This is a genomic window from Achromobacter sp. GQ309, assembly GCF_059759315.1.
The window spans coordinates 138,526-154,691 of the sequence record NZ_JCAXDP010000007.1 but is presented as its reverse complement, the minus strand read 5'-3'; the positions used below and the strand labels follow the sequence as shown (position 1 = coordinate 154,691).

At 61.3% G+C, this 16,166-nt stretch carries 19 protein-coding genes and 1 pseudogene; 10 read left to right on the top strand and 10 right to left on the bottom strand.

Annotation, left to right across the window (positions count from 1 at the left end; all coding sequences use genetic code 11):
* Window positions 1-35 precede the first annotated feature (35 nt).
* The gene (locus tag AC6CIE_RS21885; protein WP_498093935.1) at window positions 36-233 is read right to left on the bottom strand and encodes a CrpP-related protein; all 198 of its coding nucleotides are present in this window, start codon (window positions 231-233) and stop codon (window positions 36-38) included.
* Window positions 234-907: 674 nt separating this feature from the next.
* Between AC6CIE_RS21885 and AC6CIE_RS21880 the strand changes: the two genes are divergently transcribed.
* The 3 genes from AC6CIE_RS21880 (at window position 908) to AC6CIE_RS21870 (ending at window position 2,127) form a co-directional block, all read left to right on the top strand.
* Window positions 908-1,048 carry a hypothetical protein gene (locus AC6CIE_RS21880; RefSeq protein WP_498093933.1) on the top strand — a complete coding sequence of 47 codons (141 nt, stop codon included), beginning with the start codon at window positions 908-910 and terminating at the stop codon, window positions 1,046-1,048.
* Entirely contained in the window at window positions 1,045-1,545 is a 501-nt protein-coding gene (locus tag AC6CIE_RS21875; RefSeq protein WP_498093931.1) for a helix-turn-helix domain-containing protein, read from the top strand. Before AC6CIE_RS21880 ends, AC6CIE_RS21875 begins: the two co-directional genes overlap by 4 nt.
* Window positions 1,546-1,917: 372 nt before the next feature.
* Window positions 1,918-2,127, top strand: coding sequence for a cold-shock protein (locus tag AC6CIE_RS21870; RefSeq protein ID WP_062681415.1), 210 nt, complete (start codon window positions 1,918-1,920; stop codon window positions 2,125-2,127).
* A 118-nt stretch (window positions 2,128-2,245) separates the two neighbouring features.
* Here AC6CIE_RS21870 and AC6CIE_RS21865 read toward each other — a convergent pair.
* Window positions 2,246-2,725: pseudogene (locus AC6CIE_RS21865) on the bottom strand (SOS response-associated peptidase family protein).
* Window positions 2,726-2,798: 73 nt separating this feature from the next.
* Entirely contained in the window at window positions 2,799-4,826 is a 2,028-nt protein-coding gene (locus AC6CIE_RS21860; protein ID WP_498094172.1) for an alkyl/aryl-sulfatase, read from the bottom strand.
* A gap of 424 nt (window positions 4,827-5,250) precedes the next feature.
* Here AC6CIE_RS21860 and AC6CIE_RS21855 point away from each other — a divergent pair, with 424 nt between their 5' ends.
* Window positions 5,251-6,141: a hypothetical protein gene (locus tag AC6CIE_RS21855; RefSeq protein WP_498093929.1), complete on the top strand. Its 891-nt coding sequence runs from the start codon at window positions 5,251-5,253 to the stop codon at window positions 6,139-6,141.
* 368 nt (window positions 6,142-6,509) lie between these two features.
* On the opposite strand, the gene AC6CIE_RS21850 is transcribed toward AC6CIE_RS21855, so the two are convergent.
* The 4 genes from AC6CIE_RS21850 to AC6CIE_RS21835 form a co-directional block, all read right to left on the bottom strand.
* Window positions 6,510-7,781 carry a putative Na+/H+ antiporter gene (locus tag AC6CIE_RS21850; RefSeq protein ID WP_498093927.1) on the bottom strand — a complete coding sequence of 424 codons (1,272 nt, stop codon included), beginning with the start codon at window positions 7,779-7,781 and terminating at the stop codon, window positions 6,510-6,512.
* A 168-nt stretch (window positions 7,782-7,949) separates the two neighbouring features.
* Window positions 7,950-8,471 (bottom strand): anti-virulence regulator CigR family protein, encoded by a 522-nt coding sequence (locus AC6CIE_RS21845; RefSeq protein ID WP_175138540.1) that lies wholly within the window; start codon window positions 8,469-8,471, stop codon window positions 7,950-7,952.
* 247 nt (window positions 8,472-8,718) lie between these two features.
* Complete coding sequence (locus tag AC6CIE_RS21840; protein ID WP_313065566.1) at window positions 8,719-8,943, bottom strand: CrpP-related protein; 225 nt, start codon at window positions 8,941-8,943, stop codon at window positions 8,719-8,721.
* A gap of 165 nt (window positions 8,944-9,108) precedes the next feature.
* Window positions 9,109-9,351, bottom strand: a complete 243-nt coding sequence (locus AC6CIE_RS21835) for a CrpP-related protein (protein WP_175124028.1) — start codon at window positions 9,349-9,351, stop codon at window positions 9,109-9,111.
* Window positions 9,352-9,601: 250 nt separating this feature from the next.
* Between AC6CIE_RS21835 and AC6CIE_RS21830 the strand changes: the two genes are divergently transcribed.
* Together AC6CIE_RS21830 and AC6CIE_RS21825 are read left to right on the top strand one after the other, a co-directional pair.
* Entirely contained in the window at window positions 9,602-10,516 is a 915-nt protein-coding gene (locus AC6CIE_RS21830) for a PhzF family phenazine biosynthesis protein (protein WP_343738021.1), read from the top strand.
* A 259-nt stretch (window positions 10,517-10,775) separates the two neighbouring features.
* The gene (locus tag AC6CIE_RS21825; protein WP_239213821.1) at window positions 10,776-11,210 is read left to right on the top strand and encodes a GNAT family acetyltransferase; all 435 of its coding nucleotides are present in this window, start codon (window positions 10,776-10,778) and stop codon (window positions 11,208-11,210) included.
* A gap of 39 nt (window positions 11,211-11,249) precedes the next feature.
* On the opposite strand, the gene AC6CIE_RS21820 is transcribed toward AC6CIE_RS21825, so the two are convergent.
* Complete coding sequence (locus AC6CIE_RS21820; RefSeq protein WP_175138537.1) at window positions 11,250-12,203, bottom strand: M14 family metallopeptidase; 954 nt, start codon at window positions 12,201-12,203, stop codon at window positions 11,250-11,252.
* Between the two features lie 241 nt (window positions 12,204-12,444).
* Here AC6CIE_RS21820 and AC6CIE_RS21815 point away from each other — a divergent pair, with 241 nt between their 5' ends.
* Entirely contained in the window at window positions 12,445-12,645 is a 201-nt protein-coding gene (locus tag AC6CIE_RS21815) for a hypothetical protein (protein ID WP_224776782.1), read from the top strand.
* A gap of 100 nt (window positions 12,646-12,745) precedes the next feature.
* Window positions 12,746-13,342, top strand: coding sequence for a BPSL1445 family SYLF domain-containing lipoprotein (locus AC6CIE_RS21810; protein ID WP_175124033.1), 597 nt, complete (start codon window positions 12,746-12,748; stop codon window positions 13,340-13,342).
* A gap of 96 nt (window positions 13,343-13,438) precedes the next feature.
* On the opposite strand, the gene AC6CIE_RS21805 is transcribed toward AC6CIE_RS21810, so the two are convergent.
* Window positions 13,439-13,672, bottom strand: coding sequence for a hypothetical protein (locus AC6CIE_RS21805; protein WP_175124034.1), 234 nt, complete (start codon window positions 13,670-13,672; stop codon window positions 13,439-13,441).
* A gap of 125 nt (window positions 13,673-13,797) precedes the next feature.
* Window positions 13,798-14,268, bottom strand: a complete 471-nt coding sequence (locus AC6CIE_RS21800; protein ID WP_006226939.1) for an Lrp/AsnC family transcriptional regulator — start codon at window positions 14,266-14,268, stop codon at window positions 13,798-13,800.
* 160 nt (window positions 14,269-14,428) lie between these two features.
* Between AC6CIE_RS21800 and AC6CIE_RS21795 the strand changes: the two genes are divergently transcribed.
* Together AC6CIE_RS21795 and AC6CIE_RS21790 are read left to right on the top strand one after the other, a co-directional pair.
* A complete protein-coding gene (locus AC6CIE_RS21795) occupies window positions 14,429-15,340 on the top strand; it encodes a DMT family transporter (protein ID WP_239213824.1) in 912 nt (303 codons plus the stop codon).
* Between the two features lie 63 nt (window positions 15,341-15,403).
* Window positions 15,404-16,150, top strand: coding sequence for a sulfite exporter TauE/SafE family protein (locus AC6CIE_RS21790; RefSeq protein ID WP_498093924.1), 747 nt, complete (start codon window positions 15,404-15,406; stop codon window positions 16,148-16,150).
* Window positions 16,151-16,166 lie beyond the last annotated feature (16 nt).

Sequence of the window (16,166 nt, the reverse complement as noted above, 5' to 3'; positions counted from 1 at the left end):
CGGGTGGCGACCCAGACCTTGTGCCGGGGACCGAGCTACCTTCCTTGCCCTTCGACGCGTCGCGTTGACGCTTGGTTCCAACCTTCTTCCCAGGCTTGCAGCTTGGCATTCCATCTCCAGAAGTGCTCGCCGGTGTGAGCGGGCATTGCATTGGCGAGCAGATAGGGACAGTCCCAGATTGTGAGGCCAATCCGCGCGGCCGCCGCACCCTGATTTCGAATCTCATCAAGCATGGTTTAGTCCTTCGCATTCGGGACTTCGAGTGTGGAACTCATGGGGGCAACTTGCAATGATGCTCCAGCACCAGAGGAGATGATGCATCTATAAGGAGCCTCGTGCCGCGCTTTCGGGCCCTCCAGGCGAGGTAAGAATTCTCATCCTGAGAAAGAATTACTTTGTTTGCCGCGCGTTTTTGGCCAAGCGCGAGGGAGAATGACAGGCGGAACGGCGCTTGCGGACAGAATGCATCCCTTCTTCGAGGGGCCGTAGGTGGAAAAATGGACCCCGATGAAATACTGGAAAAAATGATCACCCGGGCGGCGGGTGTCCGCCCTTTCGAAGACTGGGCCGATGTACTCTCAAACTACGCCGTTTGTCTCAATGCGATCGAGTCGAAAGTTAGCGCATCCGAACTGAACAGGTTGGTAAACGCGGGAGCTGACTTCTATCGCACATTGGCGCGTGCTGAGGCATACAGGACCAATGCGACAAAGCCGAGTTGAGCTATAGCGGATCGACGCGGCTCGCACGTCGTCATAAAACCGCTGTCAACGCCGAGTGCTTGTGCGGACACGTAAGGATTTACCCGATGGTGAGGATCGATTGGCACCCCGCGGCGGCAAGAGACGTCTTGCGCTTGGCGAGCGCTGACCAGCGTCGAGTTGTAGACGCGGTGGGGGAGGTAGGGTTGCGTGTAGAGCAGCAGCATGGATTGCTGTCGGACAAGGAGCCGCACACGATGACGGTGGGAGGCTACGTGATCCGCTTCGGTGTCGAAGGGGATGCGATAGACGTGCAAGGCATCAAGCTGCATCAGGAGTCGCCATGAAGGAGATCGGCCCCAAGATCCTGCACGTGGATGGTGTGCCCGCGTTTGTGGTGTTGCGATACGACGAGTACCAGCGTCTCCTTGAGCTGGCCTCCGCCTCGCCGGCTCGGCCTGCAGGAATGGTCGATCCTGTATTGGTAGGTATGCTGGCCAATGACGAGCTAACCACCCCTTCAACCGATCCGACCATGCTGCCAGCCATCGGTAAATGTGAGCGCCCGAGAATCCCGGCCGATGGACTGATCCCGCACGAAGTGGTCGTCGCCGCGGTACATAACCACTGGTCCCTCGCGCGCGCCTGGCGCGAGTACTTGGGCCTAAATCAGCTGTCTATGGCGCAACGAGTTGGGGTTAGCGTGTCGGCATATACGAATATGGAAACGGAGTTTTCCCGCCTGTCGCCGGCCAGCCGAGAACGGCTCGCGGACGCTTTAGGAATTGGGCTGGACCAGCTGGTCACGCGCAGACGGCGCCTGCGTCGGCAGGATTACGAATAGTCGCTGCGTCGCTTGATAGACCCACTCGCCCGGCTCAATGTCCAGAGGGCGGGCTTCGCTTCCCTTCGGACGCTTCCCCGATTTCTATTCCAACCCTGCTGTCGGGCAGCCTATACCGTTTGCCTGAAAGCCACGTCACCAGTTCGCCCGTGGCGAGCGTGCAGATGAACTGGGTATGCAGCGCGCCGCGGCGGCCGGGCGACCACCAAGCGGCGCTGCAGTCGGCATGTCGAATGGTCGGGCAGTTCGAGAACCACATCGGATAGGCGCTGCTCCGCCCATTGTGACAATTTGAAACGGTCGTATCTTTATGGCTGCGCATGACCCATAGTGCGTGCAGGGTAAATTTCCCTGGAAAATCTAGGACTTACATTGAAGATTGAAACTGGTGTTGTGAAGTGGTTCAACAACGACAAGGGCTTCGGCTTTATCATGCCGGAGTTGGGCGGTAAGGACCTCTTCGCTCATTACTCTGAGATTCAGGGTAGCGGGCACAAATCTCTCGAAGAGAACCAGCGCGTTTCGTTTGTCGCCGGCCAAGGACAGAAAGGTCCGCAGGCGACCATGATCAAACCGATTTAAGAACTGGCTGGCTTGCCTCAAGGCAAGCGGGCTGGCACCTAGCAAGTGGGGCCGAATCCTTTGAAACAGGGGATTCGGCCTTTTACGTTGGGCCGACAGAAAATCGTGCCAGCAGGCGTCACGCCATCGGGGTCGCGACCAGCTTGCCGGAGGGGAAGGGCACGAGGACCCACAGCCCGGTGATGTCCAGCGGCGCGCCGTCTGCGCGGGTGAATCGCGTGGCCACCGCCTTGCCGGAGCGCCAGTCGGGTTCGAAGATCGCGTCGGCCGGGATGACGCAGTGCTGCGCGAGGCGCCAGGCATTCCGAAAGGTGAAGGCGTTGGCGACGCGGTCGTCGCGCGCGTTGAAGGTGGACAGCTTCTACGCGCCGTCCAGAGCGTCCGGCCGTGTGGAACCAGAGATCAGACCCCAGCGGCCCGTCACGGCTTCGATGCCAGGCACGGCCTCGTCGCCGGAGTCATGCTCAGGCGGACGGCGGACAAATACGCCTTGGTATCGGGGCCACATATCGTACTTGCCGAGCATGCCCGGCCGGGTCACGCCGAATTTCTTGAGCAACAGCTCGGCGTCTTTCAGCGTCTGGTAACGGCTGCACATGTAGTCCGGTTCCTTGTCCCCAGAAAAAGGCCGACGCGCGCTATCACGTCGGCCTCATTCCCACGGTTGCGACCTACGGCGTCACGATGTTGAACCAAAACTCAAAGTTGTCCAGCGACGCGAACATGTCAGTGATCTTTTGCTGATCGCCACTGACCTTGACGTCTCCCTTTGCAAGCGCGTCCTTAAGAGTGGTCTCCTTGAGCATCATGCGATTGAGCGTGTCGCGACTGAGTGTCATGCTGGCCGTGGGTTCCTTGGCCTGCTTGCCTGCAGTGTGGTTCAGCACGCTGTTGACCATTTCCAGCTTGTACTTCTCGTTGGTATCGGTGAAGTCTAGGTTAAGCACGACGTGCTTGCCTGCGGACTTTTCGCGATTGAGCCGCACCGCGAAGTAGTCGAACAGCATGTCCAGCGTCATGGCGCGAACGGTGTCGGGGCTGGCCGTGTCCGGCACGGGCAGCTTCTGAACGCCTTCGCGCAATTCCTTCGCGCCGCTCAAGTAGAAGTTGCGCCACGGCCCGCTTTCGGCCTGATAGCCCATCTGCTCCAGGGCATCGGCCTGCAAGTTCTTCGCTTCCTGGTTGTCCGGCTCGGCAAAGACCGCATAGTTCACGACCTCGGCGACCCAGCGGTAGTCTCCCTTGCTGTAGTACTCGCGTGCCTTGGTCAGGATGGCGGGGACGCCGCCCATCATGTCCACGTAGCGCTTGGACGCCTCCTGGATCGGCAGGGTATGCAAGGTGGCCGGGTTGCCGTTGAACCACCCCAGATACAGCACGTAGGTCGCCCGCACGTTGTGGTTCAGGGCCCCGTAATAGCCGCGGTTCGAGAACTTGGTGGCGATGGCCTCGGGCAGCTTGACCTGTTCGGCGATTTCTTCCTTGTTGTAGCCCATGTTGGCCAGGCGCAGCGTCTCGTCGTTGATGTAGCGGTACATGTCCCGCTGCAGGCCCAGTTGCTCCTGAACCTCCTTCTTGCCCCACACCGGCCAGTGGTGCATGGCGTACATGACTTCGACGTCGTCCCCCCACAGGGCCAGCGCCTCGTTCAGGTACTTCGACCAAGCCAGCGGGTCGCGGATCTTGGCGCCTCGCAAAGAATAGGTGTTGTGCAGTGTGTGGGTCGAATCCTCGGCAGTGTTCAGCGCCTTCTTTTCCTTGATGTAGTACAGCATCTCGGCCGGCGCTTCGCTGCCAGGCGCGTACAGGAATTCGTACGTCAGTCCATCGATCGTGCGCGTTTCACCGGTCTTCTCGATAATGTCCGTGGGCGGGATGAGGGTGACCGTGCCGGCCGACGTCGTCGTGCCCAGGCCGGCACCCACTTGGCCTGTGGCGCTGGGCGGCAATAGGTTGCCGTACATATAGCTTGCGCGACGGCTCATCGCGGTGCCGGCCATAACGTTCTCCGCTACTGCATGCTCGAGGAACCCGAGCGGCGCGTAGATCTTTACCTTGCCGGCTTTGACCTCAGCCTCGTCCACTACACCGCGCACGCCACCGTAGTGATCCACGTGGCTGTGTGTATAAATCACCGCGACCACCGGCTTTTTCGGCCGGTGCTGGTAGTAGAGGTCCAATGCTGCCTTGGCGGTTTCGGTGGAAATGAGCGGATCCATGATCGTCAGGCCTTCCTTGCCTTCGACGATCGTCATGTTGGAGAGATCGAAGTTTCGGACCTGGTATATGCCGTCCGTGACCTGGAACAGGCCCGAAATGTTCAGCAGTTGCGATTGACGCCACAGGCTCGGATTAACTGTGTCCGGCGCGGGCGCGCCTTCCTTGATGAAGTCGTACTTCGTCGGATCCCAGACCAGGTTGCCCTGCTCGCCCTTGATCATGCCGGAGGGCAGGGGAGCGATGAACCCCTTGTGGGCAAGGTCGAATGACGTCTTGTCAGAAAAGGGCAATTCCTTCAGCAGTGCCGCGTTGGCATCCTTCGTGGCCTGTTCCGCCACCTTGGGCGTGTTCGCTGCCCAAGCCGGCTGCGCAATTGCCAGTGTTACTGCAGCCGCGATCGCGCGAACTCTCCAATACTCACTGCTTCTGACTCTGGTGGACCGTCTCCATGCTGCCGAAGAAGGCGAAAGGTTTTTCATACTGGAAATGAGCTTCATAACGACTTCTCTCCATGTACTAAGAAAGATCCACGCCAAAGGCGCGCACCAGGGAAAAAACAGAAGCGGGTAGCGCAGTAGTTCGAGATTTCCTGTGAAAAGGGCAGGGCGGAACGGGATGTCGATTGCCAGTGCCAGGGCAACGCCTGGACGCAGCGTTCGCGCGGGAGTGACGCCGGCCCGTTGTGCATGCACAACGAAAGACCTCAGCCCGTGTAGTGCGACTTTGCGATTCGCGTCATTTGTTCGATAGTCAAATAAATTCGGCCAAATGGCAAGGCGGCGGACGGTGCCGCAGTGGAGATCCAGCATGGTTCACCCGCGGACATTCAGGTCACGATATGCCGTTCGGCCGGCGTGGCATGGCTGGGCGTCGATCCTGGCCTTCCTCGTGGTAGCAGATGCAATGGCACAACCAACCGTTCGCTTGAGCCACGATGATTTGCAGAAGCGCGCCAATGGTGTGTTGGCTCTCATGTCCTTTTCCATAGTGCCGGACATAACGACCAGTTCCCTGTCCATCGGCAGTGCTGGCGCTTCTACGTCCGGCTCGACGGAATTTTTCATGACGCAGTTGGGAGGTGGTGACACGGTGTCCGACTCGGTACCGATCTACCTCGAGGGTGTGGTGGCCGCCAGCCGCTACGATCCTACCTTCATTGCGAGCCAAGGCGCTGAGCAACGTCGCATCCCGACCAAATGGAACAGTGTCTCGGCCACCGGCGGCATCGGTTGGGATTTCAAGCTGACCGATGAACTGAAACTGCGTCCGATTTTCAACTTTGCCCTGGGCAATGTCACCAGCGACCTGCGGGCGGCAAGCTGGTATGTGGGGCAGAGGACGGGCAGGGACGTGGACTTCCTGGATCGAGGATCCCTGAACGCCTATGGGCTTGGCGGGTCGCTGATGCTGGATTACGAGCATTACCGGCCGGGCTATGAGGTAGATGTGGAACTGCGCTATTCCGACATCAGGCTCAAGAGCTTCGACAGTTCCTCGGCGGTGCAGGGGAATGCGGTGGCGCAGTCTGCCAACTTGTGGGCGCGCTACCGGGCACCAACGGGGTTCATTCTGCTGCAGCGCCCGTTGCGCTACGTGCTTGAGCTGACGCATTCCGAGTTTTTGGGTGACCAGCGCGGCGCGCTTGGTTTTGATCGGCTTACCGCTCTCGGCGCCGGCCTGGAACTGGACTCGAGTGCCTATGACGTTTTCATCACGCGAACCCGCTTGGTCGGTCGATATGTGTTTGGCACGAATGTGTCCGGCTTCTCGGTTGGGCTTGCTGTCAGTTTCTGATTTTTATCCTGCCAAGAATAGTCGAGTGCCTGACGCGGCACGGTGGGGACTTTGTGGGGACATCGTGACCCGTCGATAACCACTGTTGCGCACGGTTTGCAGCGAGCGACAACGTAAGGTGTTGAAAAATATAAGGATCACCTTGACCGCTTTGCATGGGGTGCAAGGGGTCGCGAGTTCGAATCCCGCCGTCCCGACCAGTAGTCCCAAGGCCGTCAGTGAGAAATCACTGACGGCCTTTCTCATTTGCGGGCCTTAAGATTCCTGCATCTAGCCAGGTTCCCTAAATGGCGTGGTGTACGCGCGTTTCGTGGTGTGCGCGCGTCTCGTGATGCACGTACATTTCGTGCTGACCCTTTCTTCGCACCCTATAAAAACAGCAATGCGCCAGCCGCAACGGCTGTGGGCCCCAACGCACCCAGCAACAGTCCACCAACGCTGATCGTCTCGTCCGAGAATCCGCGTTTCAGCAGCGCCACGCCCGCAGGGTTCGGTGCGTTCGCGATAACCGTCAGGCCGCCGCCCGCAACCGCGCCCGACACGAGCATGTACTTCGATTCGTCGGATATGCCATCGATCAACGAACCCAGGTAGGTCAACGCGGCATTGTCGGTGATCGCGGTGAGCGACAGAGATCCGAAGAACAACGCGAGCGGTTCCAGGCTCGAGACGATGGGCTGCAGCCACCAGGCCTGCATGCCTCCCAGGATGACCAGCCCAGCCAGGAAGAACCCAACGAGCAACGCTTCTTTGATGATCAGCGGATTCTGATGCCGTTCGTATGCCTGGGTGTAACCCAGGAACAGCAGGAAGAGGCCGAGGAACGCGACAGGGTGGTGCGCCAGTGCCACGACCGCCGCCAGCACTGCCAGATGGACCAGAACAACCGAGAGCGGCACGGGTGGCCTTTCCGACCGGCCTACGCTTTCAGTCGGCAATTGCAGCAGATACTTGCGCATCATGAGTGTCGCAACGGTCGCGTTCACGATGACGGCAATCGCGGCTTTCCAGCCGAAGGTTGCCAGCATGAAGGCGGAATCCCATTGCCAGGTTGCGGCAACCATCAAGACGGGAGGGGCGGCATAGGCCGTCAAGGTTCCTCCGATCGAGATGTTGACGAACAGCACGCCAAGCGCGAAGTACTTGGGAACAGCCGGGATTGCCGGCCGGAACAGTTGCGGCGCCAGCATCAGGGCAGCGATGGTCATGGCGGCCGGTTCCGTGATCAGCGATCCCATCAGCGGTACCGCGGCCAGGCCCAACCACGCCGTCGCGACGGAGGTGTGGAAGGGCACTTTCCTGGCAATGAGGTTGACTGCGGCCATGACAGTCTGGAGTACCGGGCGGGACGCCGCCACTACCATGACGACAAATACAAACAGCGGTTCGGTGTAATTGCGAGACTCGGCGTACGCGAGCGCTTCTGCGCCGCCGGCGGCCATCGCCATGACGATAAGCAGCACAAACGCCCAAAAGCCGAAGACGATTTCGACTTCGCCAAGAAGATGGAACAAACCGGCGTGGCGAGGGTAGCGGTGCGATAGCCGCTCGAACTGCTTGACGGAGAAAGTGTGGATCAGCGCCAGCGCAAAAAGGATGGCGGCTGCAATGTCGAGGGCGTGGGTGGTGCTGGTCTGCATGGACGTAGGGGTTCCGCGCGGCGGCCCGACCAGCGCTTTGACCTGCCAGCGCGAAGGAAGACGCCTGACACCCAGTCAGGCAGTGTATCACTGAAGGGACCGGACAGTGCAATTCGAGGGGGCGATATTGAACCTCACGGACCTCCAGTCCGACCGCCGCCGTGCTCATCAATCGAACACATCAATCAGCACATCCGCGACTACAGCCGTCGCAATGGCAACAAGGACAAGATCCGAGCCGGCGATTCGCCATTCGTACCCGGGATAGGCGGGGAGGCGAGCGAGCATTGGGCCGGGGACCATTTTTTTCGCGATACCTGGAGGCAGGGGCTTTCCGCGTGCGAGGTTTTTGCGGATGCCCGGCGGCAGTTGGCTGTAGCCCGACAAACCGTACTCATGTGCGTAAGTTCTGGCGGTTGAGACCGTGATGCCTGCAAAGCGCAGCGTGACGCTGGAACTATCGGAATTGCCGGTTTTGCCGTTTGGTCCGCCGCCGCTGCCGGAATAGCCTTTTCCAGCGCCGTTGCCGTTGTTATTGTTTTTTCCGCCGCCCTTGTTTTGCCCCTGTCCCTGGCTCTGGCCTGGGTTGTCGGGTTTGCCTTTGCCCTCTGGCGGCGCGGCGAATGCGCCGGTGTTCAAAAAAATACAGGAAATGGCTGCAATAAATACCGGCTTGACCCTGAATGTCATGAATCGCTCCTACTCAGCCTGAGGCTGGCAGGCCGATTCTAGGGCGGGCAAACATTTTTAGGGTTTGCGGACCTGATCATTTGTAAGCGACTGCGTGCGCAGGGGGGAAGGGGCCGCAACGGCGAGAGGGAGGGAGTGTGCGTAACCGCCCTCTGCTTGATCGAAAGACAATCACGCCGCTGCGGTGTCAGTTCCGTAGCAAACCGCGTTCCCGACGACGGCGGACGCACTGCCCGCGGCCACGTCTTTAATCGAACGACTGCTGTATCAACCGGCGGCGGTGCAGTTCAGCGAGGCGGGCTTCAGTTTCTTCGCGCCAGCCTGCTTCCCAGGAGGCCAGCCTGGCGCGCCATATCGGTAGCGATTCGCCCGTATGGCCTGGCATGTTGGCTTCTTTCATGAGGGGGCAAGCGGAAAGCGGCACGCCATATCGGGCGGCTTCCTGGCCGGCTTTGTGGACGGGGTCATCCATTTTGCGCCTCCTGCAGGGAAAGGTCCTAAGCCGAAAGATGAGCGCGATCAGGATTCGTGTCCAGAAAAGTTACGCGAAGAAATAGCGGGATGGATCAGACATGCGCCAACGTCCCCGCATCGCCAATACACAGCGCCCCGTTTCCCGGGGCGCCTTTTCACTTCATCAAATGACCAGCAGCGACATGGCGCGCGGCACAAAACGTGTCCGGATGCCGGGTGGGGCCTGGCCGCCGCCGGTGGCTTCCATCCATCCGGCTTCCCAGGCCTCGACCTTGCCGCGCCATTGCGAAATCGATTCGCCGGTGTGACCCGGCATGGCGGCGGCACGGTAATACGGGCAGTCCCACAAGCTCAATCCGTCGCGGGCCGCTTGAGCGCCCAGCTTTTGGATGTCTTCGCGTTGCATGGCAATACTCTCCAAAAGTAGATGCACGGGACGCAAAGTATTCCGCAGGCATCTGCGATTTTCAATAGTCTGGGCGCATCAACCGAGGCGGTGCGGGTGTCATGCGGGCCGCGCACGTGATCGACCACGGACACCCCGCGCCTCGTCTGTTATGCGCGCAATTTCTCGGCTCTGTGCCTTTCGCGACCGCCTTGCGGCACGCACAATTTCTGCTTCCCGCCGGCTTCAGGCGGATCTTGAGGATGCTTGGATGCGCTACCGCTATGTCACCGCCGATGTGTTCACCGGCCACGCCTATCAAGGCAATCCGCTGGCTGTTGTATTGGACGCGCAGGGGCTGGACACGCGCCAGATGCAGATGATCGCGCGCGAGTTCAATTATTCGGAAACCAGCTTCGTGATGCCGCCGCAAGACCGCGCCCACACGGCGCGTGTGCGCATCTTCACGCCGGATCGCGAGGTGCCGTTTGCCGGTCACCCGAATGTCGGCACGGCCGTCGTGCTGGCGCGCGAGCAGATCGCGGCAGGGCTGTCTGCGCCGCAAGCCTTCGTATTTGAAGAAGAAGCCGGCTTGGTGCGGATTGCGTTGGCGTACGGCGAAGACGGGCTGCAGGGCGCGGAGCTGCGCGCGCCGCAGCCGTTGTCGTGCGGCCGCGAGGCGCCGTTGGATGCGGTGGCAAGCGCGCTGCGGTTGGATATTGCGGACATTGACGTGTCGACGCACGCACCGATGGTGGCGTCGGTGGGCCTGCCGTTTCTGGTGGTGCAGCTTGCCAACCGCGACGCTTTGCGGCGCGCGGTGCCGGATTTGGGCGGATACGCGGCCCTGATGCCGCAGCTTGGCGCAAAGTCCATCTATGTCTACACCACCGACACGGCGGGCGAGGCGATGGACGCGCCCACCGATATCCAGGCGCGCATGCTCACCGGCCGGATGACCGAAGATCCCGCCACGGGTAGCGCGACAGCCGCGGTCACGGCGCTGCGGGCATCGCTGGCGGGCAAAGGCGTTCTGCGGTTGCGGGTGGGGCAGGGCGTGGACATGGGGCGCGCAAGCTTGCTGCTGGCGCATGCCGAACCGCGCGAGGACGGCGTATGGGCCAGCGTGGCGGGGCAGGCCGTCGTGGTGATGGAGGGCACTCTGCCTGCACCCGCGGCGGACTGACGGCGATGCGCGTTGCTGGCGGAAGACGGCCTCGTGTATGCTGCTGCACATGAACACTTCGCATATCGCTGCCGCAACGCGCGCAGATTTTCGACGAATCACTCGACGTCTACGTTGAGTGGCCAGCCGTGTTCGGGCGCCGATTTTCCGGCGCTTATTTCAGAAGGCCACGATACCCCTCGTGGCTTTTTTGTTTGCCGTATTTCCCCCGCCGAGGCGTGTCGCAAGGCCTTCATTCTTTCATCACAAGGAATGAAGCATGTCTCATCAAGACCTCGCCATCCGGCCTTTTCATCCGACCGACGAGACGGCGCTTATCGCGCTGTGGCACGCCTGCGGGCTGACGCGTCCGTGGAACGATCCGCGCAAGGACATCGCGCGCAAGTTGACGGTGCAGTCGGATCTGTTTCTGGTAGGCGTGCTGGACGGCGAGATCGTGGCGACGCTGATGGGCGGCTACGACGGTCACCGCGGCTGGATCAACTATCTGGCCGTGTCGCCCGAGCATCGGCGGCGTCAGTTCGCCACGGCGCTGATGCGGGCTGTGGAGCGCAAGCTGCTGGAGATGGGGTGTCCGAAAATCAATCTGCTGATCCGTTCGGACAACATCGCGGTAAAGCGCTTCTACGACAGCCTGGGGTTTCAGGAGGACGCGGTGATCAGCATGGGCAAGCGCTTGATTCCGGATCTTTGAAGATGGCGGGTACGAAATACCCGCCTCGAATCATCGGTTTTAAATCGCCTGCGTCAAATACACGGCTTCACGTCCGACGATCGGCATGCGCGTGGGCATGAAGATCGTGCACGCATCGCACGGGGAGCGGATTTCTTCCGTGCCGTTCATGGCAATCAGCTCGCCCTTGTCGAAGGTCTCGAAGCCGATCACGGGTCGCGTGAAGGTGAAGTCTTCGGACTTCACCATGTGGACCTCCAGCAGGCGATAGCGTTGCGGGGTGGGCGGGGGCGGCGTGCCGGCCGGGGTGTCGATGAGACCCAGATGCGCCAGGAAGCGCAGGGTGACGTCGGTGGCGAGGTCGGCGGCGGAGCGGGCGAAATGCTGGCCGCATTCGACGACGAGCGCGCCGCCACTGTTCGACAGCGGGTCACCGTGATGGCCGTAGCCCATGACGCCGGTGCCCGGAAACTTGTCTTGCGGCATGACCAGATGGACCTGCGGTGATCCGACAGCCGCGGCCAGCGCGGTGTTGCGGTCCATCTCGTTGTAGACCCAGAACGGTTGCACGGGCGCGCGCGTGGAATGGATGTCCAGCACGAAGTCGGCGGCATCCAGGATGGGGCGCATTTCGCGGGCACGGCGCAGTTCGGGGCTGTCCTCCGCGCCGTCGAGCATGGCGGCGGACCAGATGCGATTCAGGTTGTGGACGAGCTGGCGGTTGTCGTAGGGCCGGTCGATGTCGAAGGCCTCGTAGGCCTCGACGTGGGCAAAGCTGACCGTCAGTGTGCCGATCTTCGGGCGCACGCCCGTGTCCAGCAGATGGGTGGCGGCCACCATGCCACAGATCTCGTTGCCGTGCGTGATGGCGTTGATGAGCACGTGCGGCCCAGGCTTGCCGGATTCAAAGCGGTGCACATAGGGAATGCCGGTGTTGCCCTCGCGGTAGGCAGAGAGGTCACGCGGCAGGACTTCCAGCGGAGCGGTATCAGGTTCGAAGGCAGGTGTGGTCATGAGAGTTGGTTGAAGGTGGATGTTGAAGACAAGGCGGGAAAACAGCGTTTTTGATCGCATTTTTGCGATCTTCAAGATGCCTCAGCACTAGGAGGATTAGTACGTTTTTACCCCTAAAAAACTTCGCTTTCCAAGGCTTTTTCTTTGGGGCATATTGCGGCCGGGCAGTCGAATTCATAGGTGCAGCATGAGTGGGTGGCCACAGCGTCATATCAATGGTTTTCAAGTGCAGTGCGAAGTCGTGGACTTGAATACCGGCGTGTTGGCTATTGAAATACTTGTGAGCCGCAACGGCAACGAGACCGTTGCGCGGCGCTGGTCACTGCCCCGCTTCGTGACCTTCAACGACCCCGTCAGTGCACGGCGCCATGCCGAACTGGTGCTCTCCGGCATCCTGTCCGTGGACGAGTACACCGGTGAACCTCGCTACGGAATTCTCTAGCGCTCGCTAGTGTTTTGTTTCGTTTATCACATTCGTCTGACTTGTCGGATCTGGAATGCCCGGTACAGTTGTCCCTGTATGACAACAAAAGGAGAGCTCCATGTTCGACACTTTTCCTGTTCTGCGCCGCACCGGCATGGCGATCGCGATTGGCGCCGCCGGTCTCGTTTTTGCGGGTTGCACGACGACCACGCCCAGCAAGTCGCCGGCCGCCTCGACGTCCGAGCAGCGGCAGTCGATGAACAGCGCGGCCAACGCGACCCTCGCCAAGCTTTATGAAGCCGCTCCCCAGTCCAAGGATCTGGTGGCGCGCGCCAAGGGCGTGCTGGTGTTTCCGGACGTGCTGAGCGGCAGCTTCATCGTGGGCGCCGAACATGGCAAGGGCGTGCTGCGCGTGGGCGGGCAGAATGCCGGCTACTACAGCACGACCGCGGGCTCGATCGGCTTCCAGGCCGGCGCGCAATCGAAGGCGATGATCCTGCTGTTCATGACGGATGACGCCTTGAACAAGTTCCGCAACAGCAGCGGCTGGACCGTTGGCGCGGACGCCACGGTGGCGGTGGTCAACATCGGCGCCAATGGCCGCATCGACACCAACACGGCTCAGCAGCCGGTGGTGGGCTTCGTGATGAACAACGGTGGCCTGATGGCGGGCGTGTCGCTCGCGGGCACGAAGATCTCGAAGCTCGATCGCTGATCGGGCAAGCGCCCAGTCAAAACGCCGCGGATTCTTCCGCGGCGTTTTGTTTTATGCGGGGCAGGTCGGACCCGCCCCGCGAGGTGTGCCGGCCGTTCAGCCGATCACGTTGTCGCTGTTGTTGCGCAGGGCTGCTTCGCGCTCGATCTCGGCTTGCTCGATGTGCGGATCCAGCCCGCGCCAGCGCAGGATGTGGCCGCGCTCTTCTTCGGGCTCCCAGCCCAACATGCCATAGCGCGTGATTTCGGTTTCGCCGCTGGCGAACTCCACTTCAAAGTAACCCTGACGATCGGGTAGCGAATTGCCGGGGAACCATTCGGTTTCGGGCATGGTTTGCTCCTTGCTAAGCGATGGGAGGGATGCTGACGCCGATCAGGAAAAGCCGACGTCATGCGTTTTCATTGTGGGCCGGCCCCCGCAATCCCGCAAGCGCCGGATGGATACGAAATGCGGCGTCAGGCAAGCGGCACGGCGGTGGTGTAGAGCACCTGCTTGAGGGCAAAGCTGGAACGGATGCTTGCCACGCCGGGGATGCGGGTGATGTGTTCGACGATCAAACGTTCCAGCGCATCGACATCCGGCACGAGCGCACGGATCAGGTAGTCGGCGTCGCCGGACATCAGGTAGCACTCCATGATTTCGGGCAGCACCGCGATCTCGCGTTCAAACACGTCGAGTGCGGCCTTGCGCTGCTTGTCCAGCGAGATCTGGATGAAGACGTTGACCTTCAGACCCAATTTGCGCGCATTCAGCAGCGTGACGCGCCGATCGATGAGGCCTTCGGTTTCCAGTCGCCGCACGCGCGCCAGGCACGGCGAAGCAGACAGGTTGACGCGCGCGGCCAGCTCAACGTTGGTGAGCCGGGCGTCGCGTTGAAGTTCATTCAGGATGCGGATGTCGGTGGCATCCAGGTTGATTTCCGGCATAAGTGACCTTCAAGCGGCAGGTTGGCAGTGCATCTGTGCTGAGTATGCCGGTTATTGGCGCAGAAAGCGGTCAAAAATGCTGGGGTTTACCCTATAGACTGTTCCATCCTTCGGTCATAGGGCCGAAATGCAGAATAATTAGCGGCAGAGCAGGGTAGTAATGAGTCAGCACGGCAGTCTTCGCAAGTTCCTCCCGCTCGCGGGTGCGGTCGCCATTTGGGGCGGAAACTGGCCCGTCATGAAGCTGGGCCTGGCGCACATGAGTCCGTTGTGGCTTGCCGCCAGCCGATTCGGCTCCGCCGCGCTGATCAGCGTGCTGGTGCTCGCGGCGCTGGGTCGCTTGCGTTTGCCCTCGCGTCAGGAATGGCCGCTGGTGGCGGGCGTGGCCTTGCTGCAGATGGGCGCATTCACGGCGTTGGCGCTTTGGGCCCTGCAATACGTGGCGCCTGGCCGCGCCTCAGTCATTGCCTATGCGACATCCATCTGGGTGATTCCCTTGTCATCGATGATCTTGAAGGAACGCCTCTCGATGGGCCAATGGCTGGCGACGGCGCTCAGCTACGCCGGCATCGGCGTCATCGTCGCGCCCGCATTCAGCCCGTGGCAGGCGCATACCGTCATCGGTCTCGTGATGCTGTTGGGCGCGTCGTTTGCCTGGGCCTGCAACATCATCCAGTTGCGCGCCAATCGCCATGTGCGGCTGGGCGCGGACATGATTCCCTGGCAAACCGCGATGGCCACGATCCCGCTGGCCGCGCTGGCATGGCTGCGCGACGGCGCGCCGACCTTTCTGGGCGATGCGCAGGCCTGGCCGCTGATCCTGTACACCGGACCGCTTGCCACGGCGCTGACGTTCATCGTCGTGCTGGGCATGACGCAGAAACTGCCGCCCGCCGCGACGTCCATCGCAATGCTGTGCGTGCCGGTGATCGGTTTGATCGTGTCGTCCGTCGTGTTCCACGAACGCATCTCGGCAGACCTGGCGCTCGGACTTGCGCTGATCGCCGCCAGCGTCGCGGCTTCCGCGTTGGCCACGCGCCTGCGGCGGCCGCTCGCGCTGCGTCCATCCTAGAACGCACTAGAATGGCGTGCGCCGGAAATGGTCCCGGCCGGTGATGCGGAACGCGCTGCAGATATGGACTCGTTATACGTAGTGGTCGTGTTGGGGGCGATGGCCGCGGGCTTTGTGCAAGGCCTGTCGGGCTTTGGCTTCGGCATGGTGGCCATGTCGTTCTGGGCCTGGACCGTGGACCCGCGGCTTGCTGCGGCGATGGCCGTGTTCGGCGCATTGACCGGGCAGTTGCTGGCGGCTTTCACCGTGCGCCGCGGCTTTGCCATGGCGCATCTGCTGCCGTTCGTTGTCGGCGGATTGCTCGGCATTCCGCTCGGCGTGAAAGTGTTGCCGCATCTGGACCCCGTGGTGTTCAAGGCCTTCATCGGCGGACTGCTCGCCATCTGGTGTCCGATCATGCTGTTTGCCGCGCGCATGCCGCGCATCACGGTGGGGGGCAAGGTGGCCGATGGCGTGGCCGGCGCGATCGGCGGCGTCATGGGCGGGTTGGGCGGTTTCACCGGCGTGATTCCTACGTTGTGGTGCACCTTGCGCGGCTTTGATCGCGACGTGCAGCGCGCGGTGATCCAGAACTTCAACCTGTCGATGCTGGCGGTGACGATGGCCAGTTATGTGCTGACCGGTGTCGTCACGCGCGACATGTTGCCGCTGTTTGCATTGATCGTGCCCGCAATGCTTGTGCCGACGATCTGGGGCACGCGCGTCTATGTATGCATCAGCGATGTCGCGTTTCGCCGGGTGGTGCTGGGCTTGTTGACGATATCCGGCATCGCGTTGCTTGCGTCGTCAGTGCCCCGCCTGCTTGCCTGAGTGCCTCCGCCTGAGG

Excerpts from the sequence above, each read along its gene's own strand:
- AC6CIE_RS21820 (WP_175138537.1), bottom strand. The coding sequence starts at position 12,203 with ATGACCACACCTGCCTTCGAACCTGATACCGCTCCGCTGGAAGTCCTG.
- AC6CIE_RS21875 (WP_498093931.1), top strand. The coding sequence starts at position 1,045 with ATGAAGGAGATCGGCCCCAAGATCCTGCACGTGGATGGTGTGCCCGCG.
- AC6CIE_RS21795 (WP_239213824.1), top strand. The coding sequence starts at position 14,429 with ATGAGTCAGCACGGCAGTCTTCGCAAGTTCCTCCCGCTCGCGGGTGCG.
- AC6CIE_RS21810 (WP_175124033.1), top strand. The coding sequence starts at position 12,746 with ATGTTCGACACTTTTCCTGTTCTGCGCCGCACCGGCATGGCGATCGCG.
- AC6CIE_RS21845 (WP_175138540.1), bottom strand. The coding sequence starts at position 8,471 with ATGACATTCAGGGTCAAGCCGGTATTTATTGCAGCCATTTCCTGTATT.
- AC6CIE_RS21835 (WP_175124028.1), bottom strand. The coding sequence starts at position 9,351 with ATGCAACGCGAAGACATCCAAAAGCTGGGCGCTCAAGCGGCCCGCGAC.
- AC6CIE_RS21790 (WP_498093924.1), top strand. The coding sequence starts at position 15,404 with ATGGACTCGTTATACGTAGTGGTCGTGTTGGGGGCGATGGCCGCGGGC.
- AC6CIE_RS21830 (WP_343738021.1), top strand. The coding sequence starts at position 9,602 with ATGCGCTACCGCTATGTCACCGCCGATGTGTTCACCGGCCACGCCTAT.
- AC6CIE_RS21860 (WP_498094172.1), bottom strand. The coding sequence starts at position 4,826 with ATGAAAAACCTTTCGCCTTCTTCGGCAGCATGGAGACGGTCCACCAGA.
- AC6CIE_RS21805 (WP_175124034.1), bottom strand. The coding sequence starts at position 13,672 with ATGCCCGAAACCGAATGGTTCCCCGGCAATTCGCTACCCGATCGTCAG.
- AC6CIE_RS21855 (WP_498093929.1), top strand. The coding sequence starts at position 5,251 with ATGGCACAACCAACCGTTCGCTTGAGCCACGATGATTTGCAGAAGCGC.
- AC6CIE_RS21840 (WP_313065566.1), bottom strand. The coding sequence starts at position 8,943 with ATGGATGACCCCGTCCACAAAGCCGGCCAGGAAGCCGCCCGATATGGC.
- AC6CIE_RS21885 (WP_498093935.1), bottom strand. The coding sequence starts at position 233 with ATGCTTGATGAGATTCGAAATCAGGGTGCGGCGGCCGCGCGGATTGGC.
- AC6CIE_RS21825 (WP_239213821.1), top strand. The coding sequence starts at position 10,776 with ATGTCTCATCAAGACCTCGCCATCCGGCCTTTTCATCCGACCGACGAG.
- AC6CIE_RS21850 (WP_498093927.1), bottom strand. The coding sequence starts at position 7,781 with ATGCAGACCAGCACCACCCACGCCCTCGACATTGCAGCCGCCATCCTT.
- AC6CIE_RS21800 (WP_006226939.1), bottom strand. The coding sequence starts at position 14,268 with ATGCCGGAAATCAACCTGGATGCCACCGACATCCGCATCCTGAATGAA.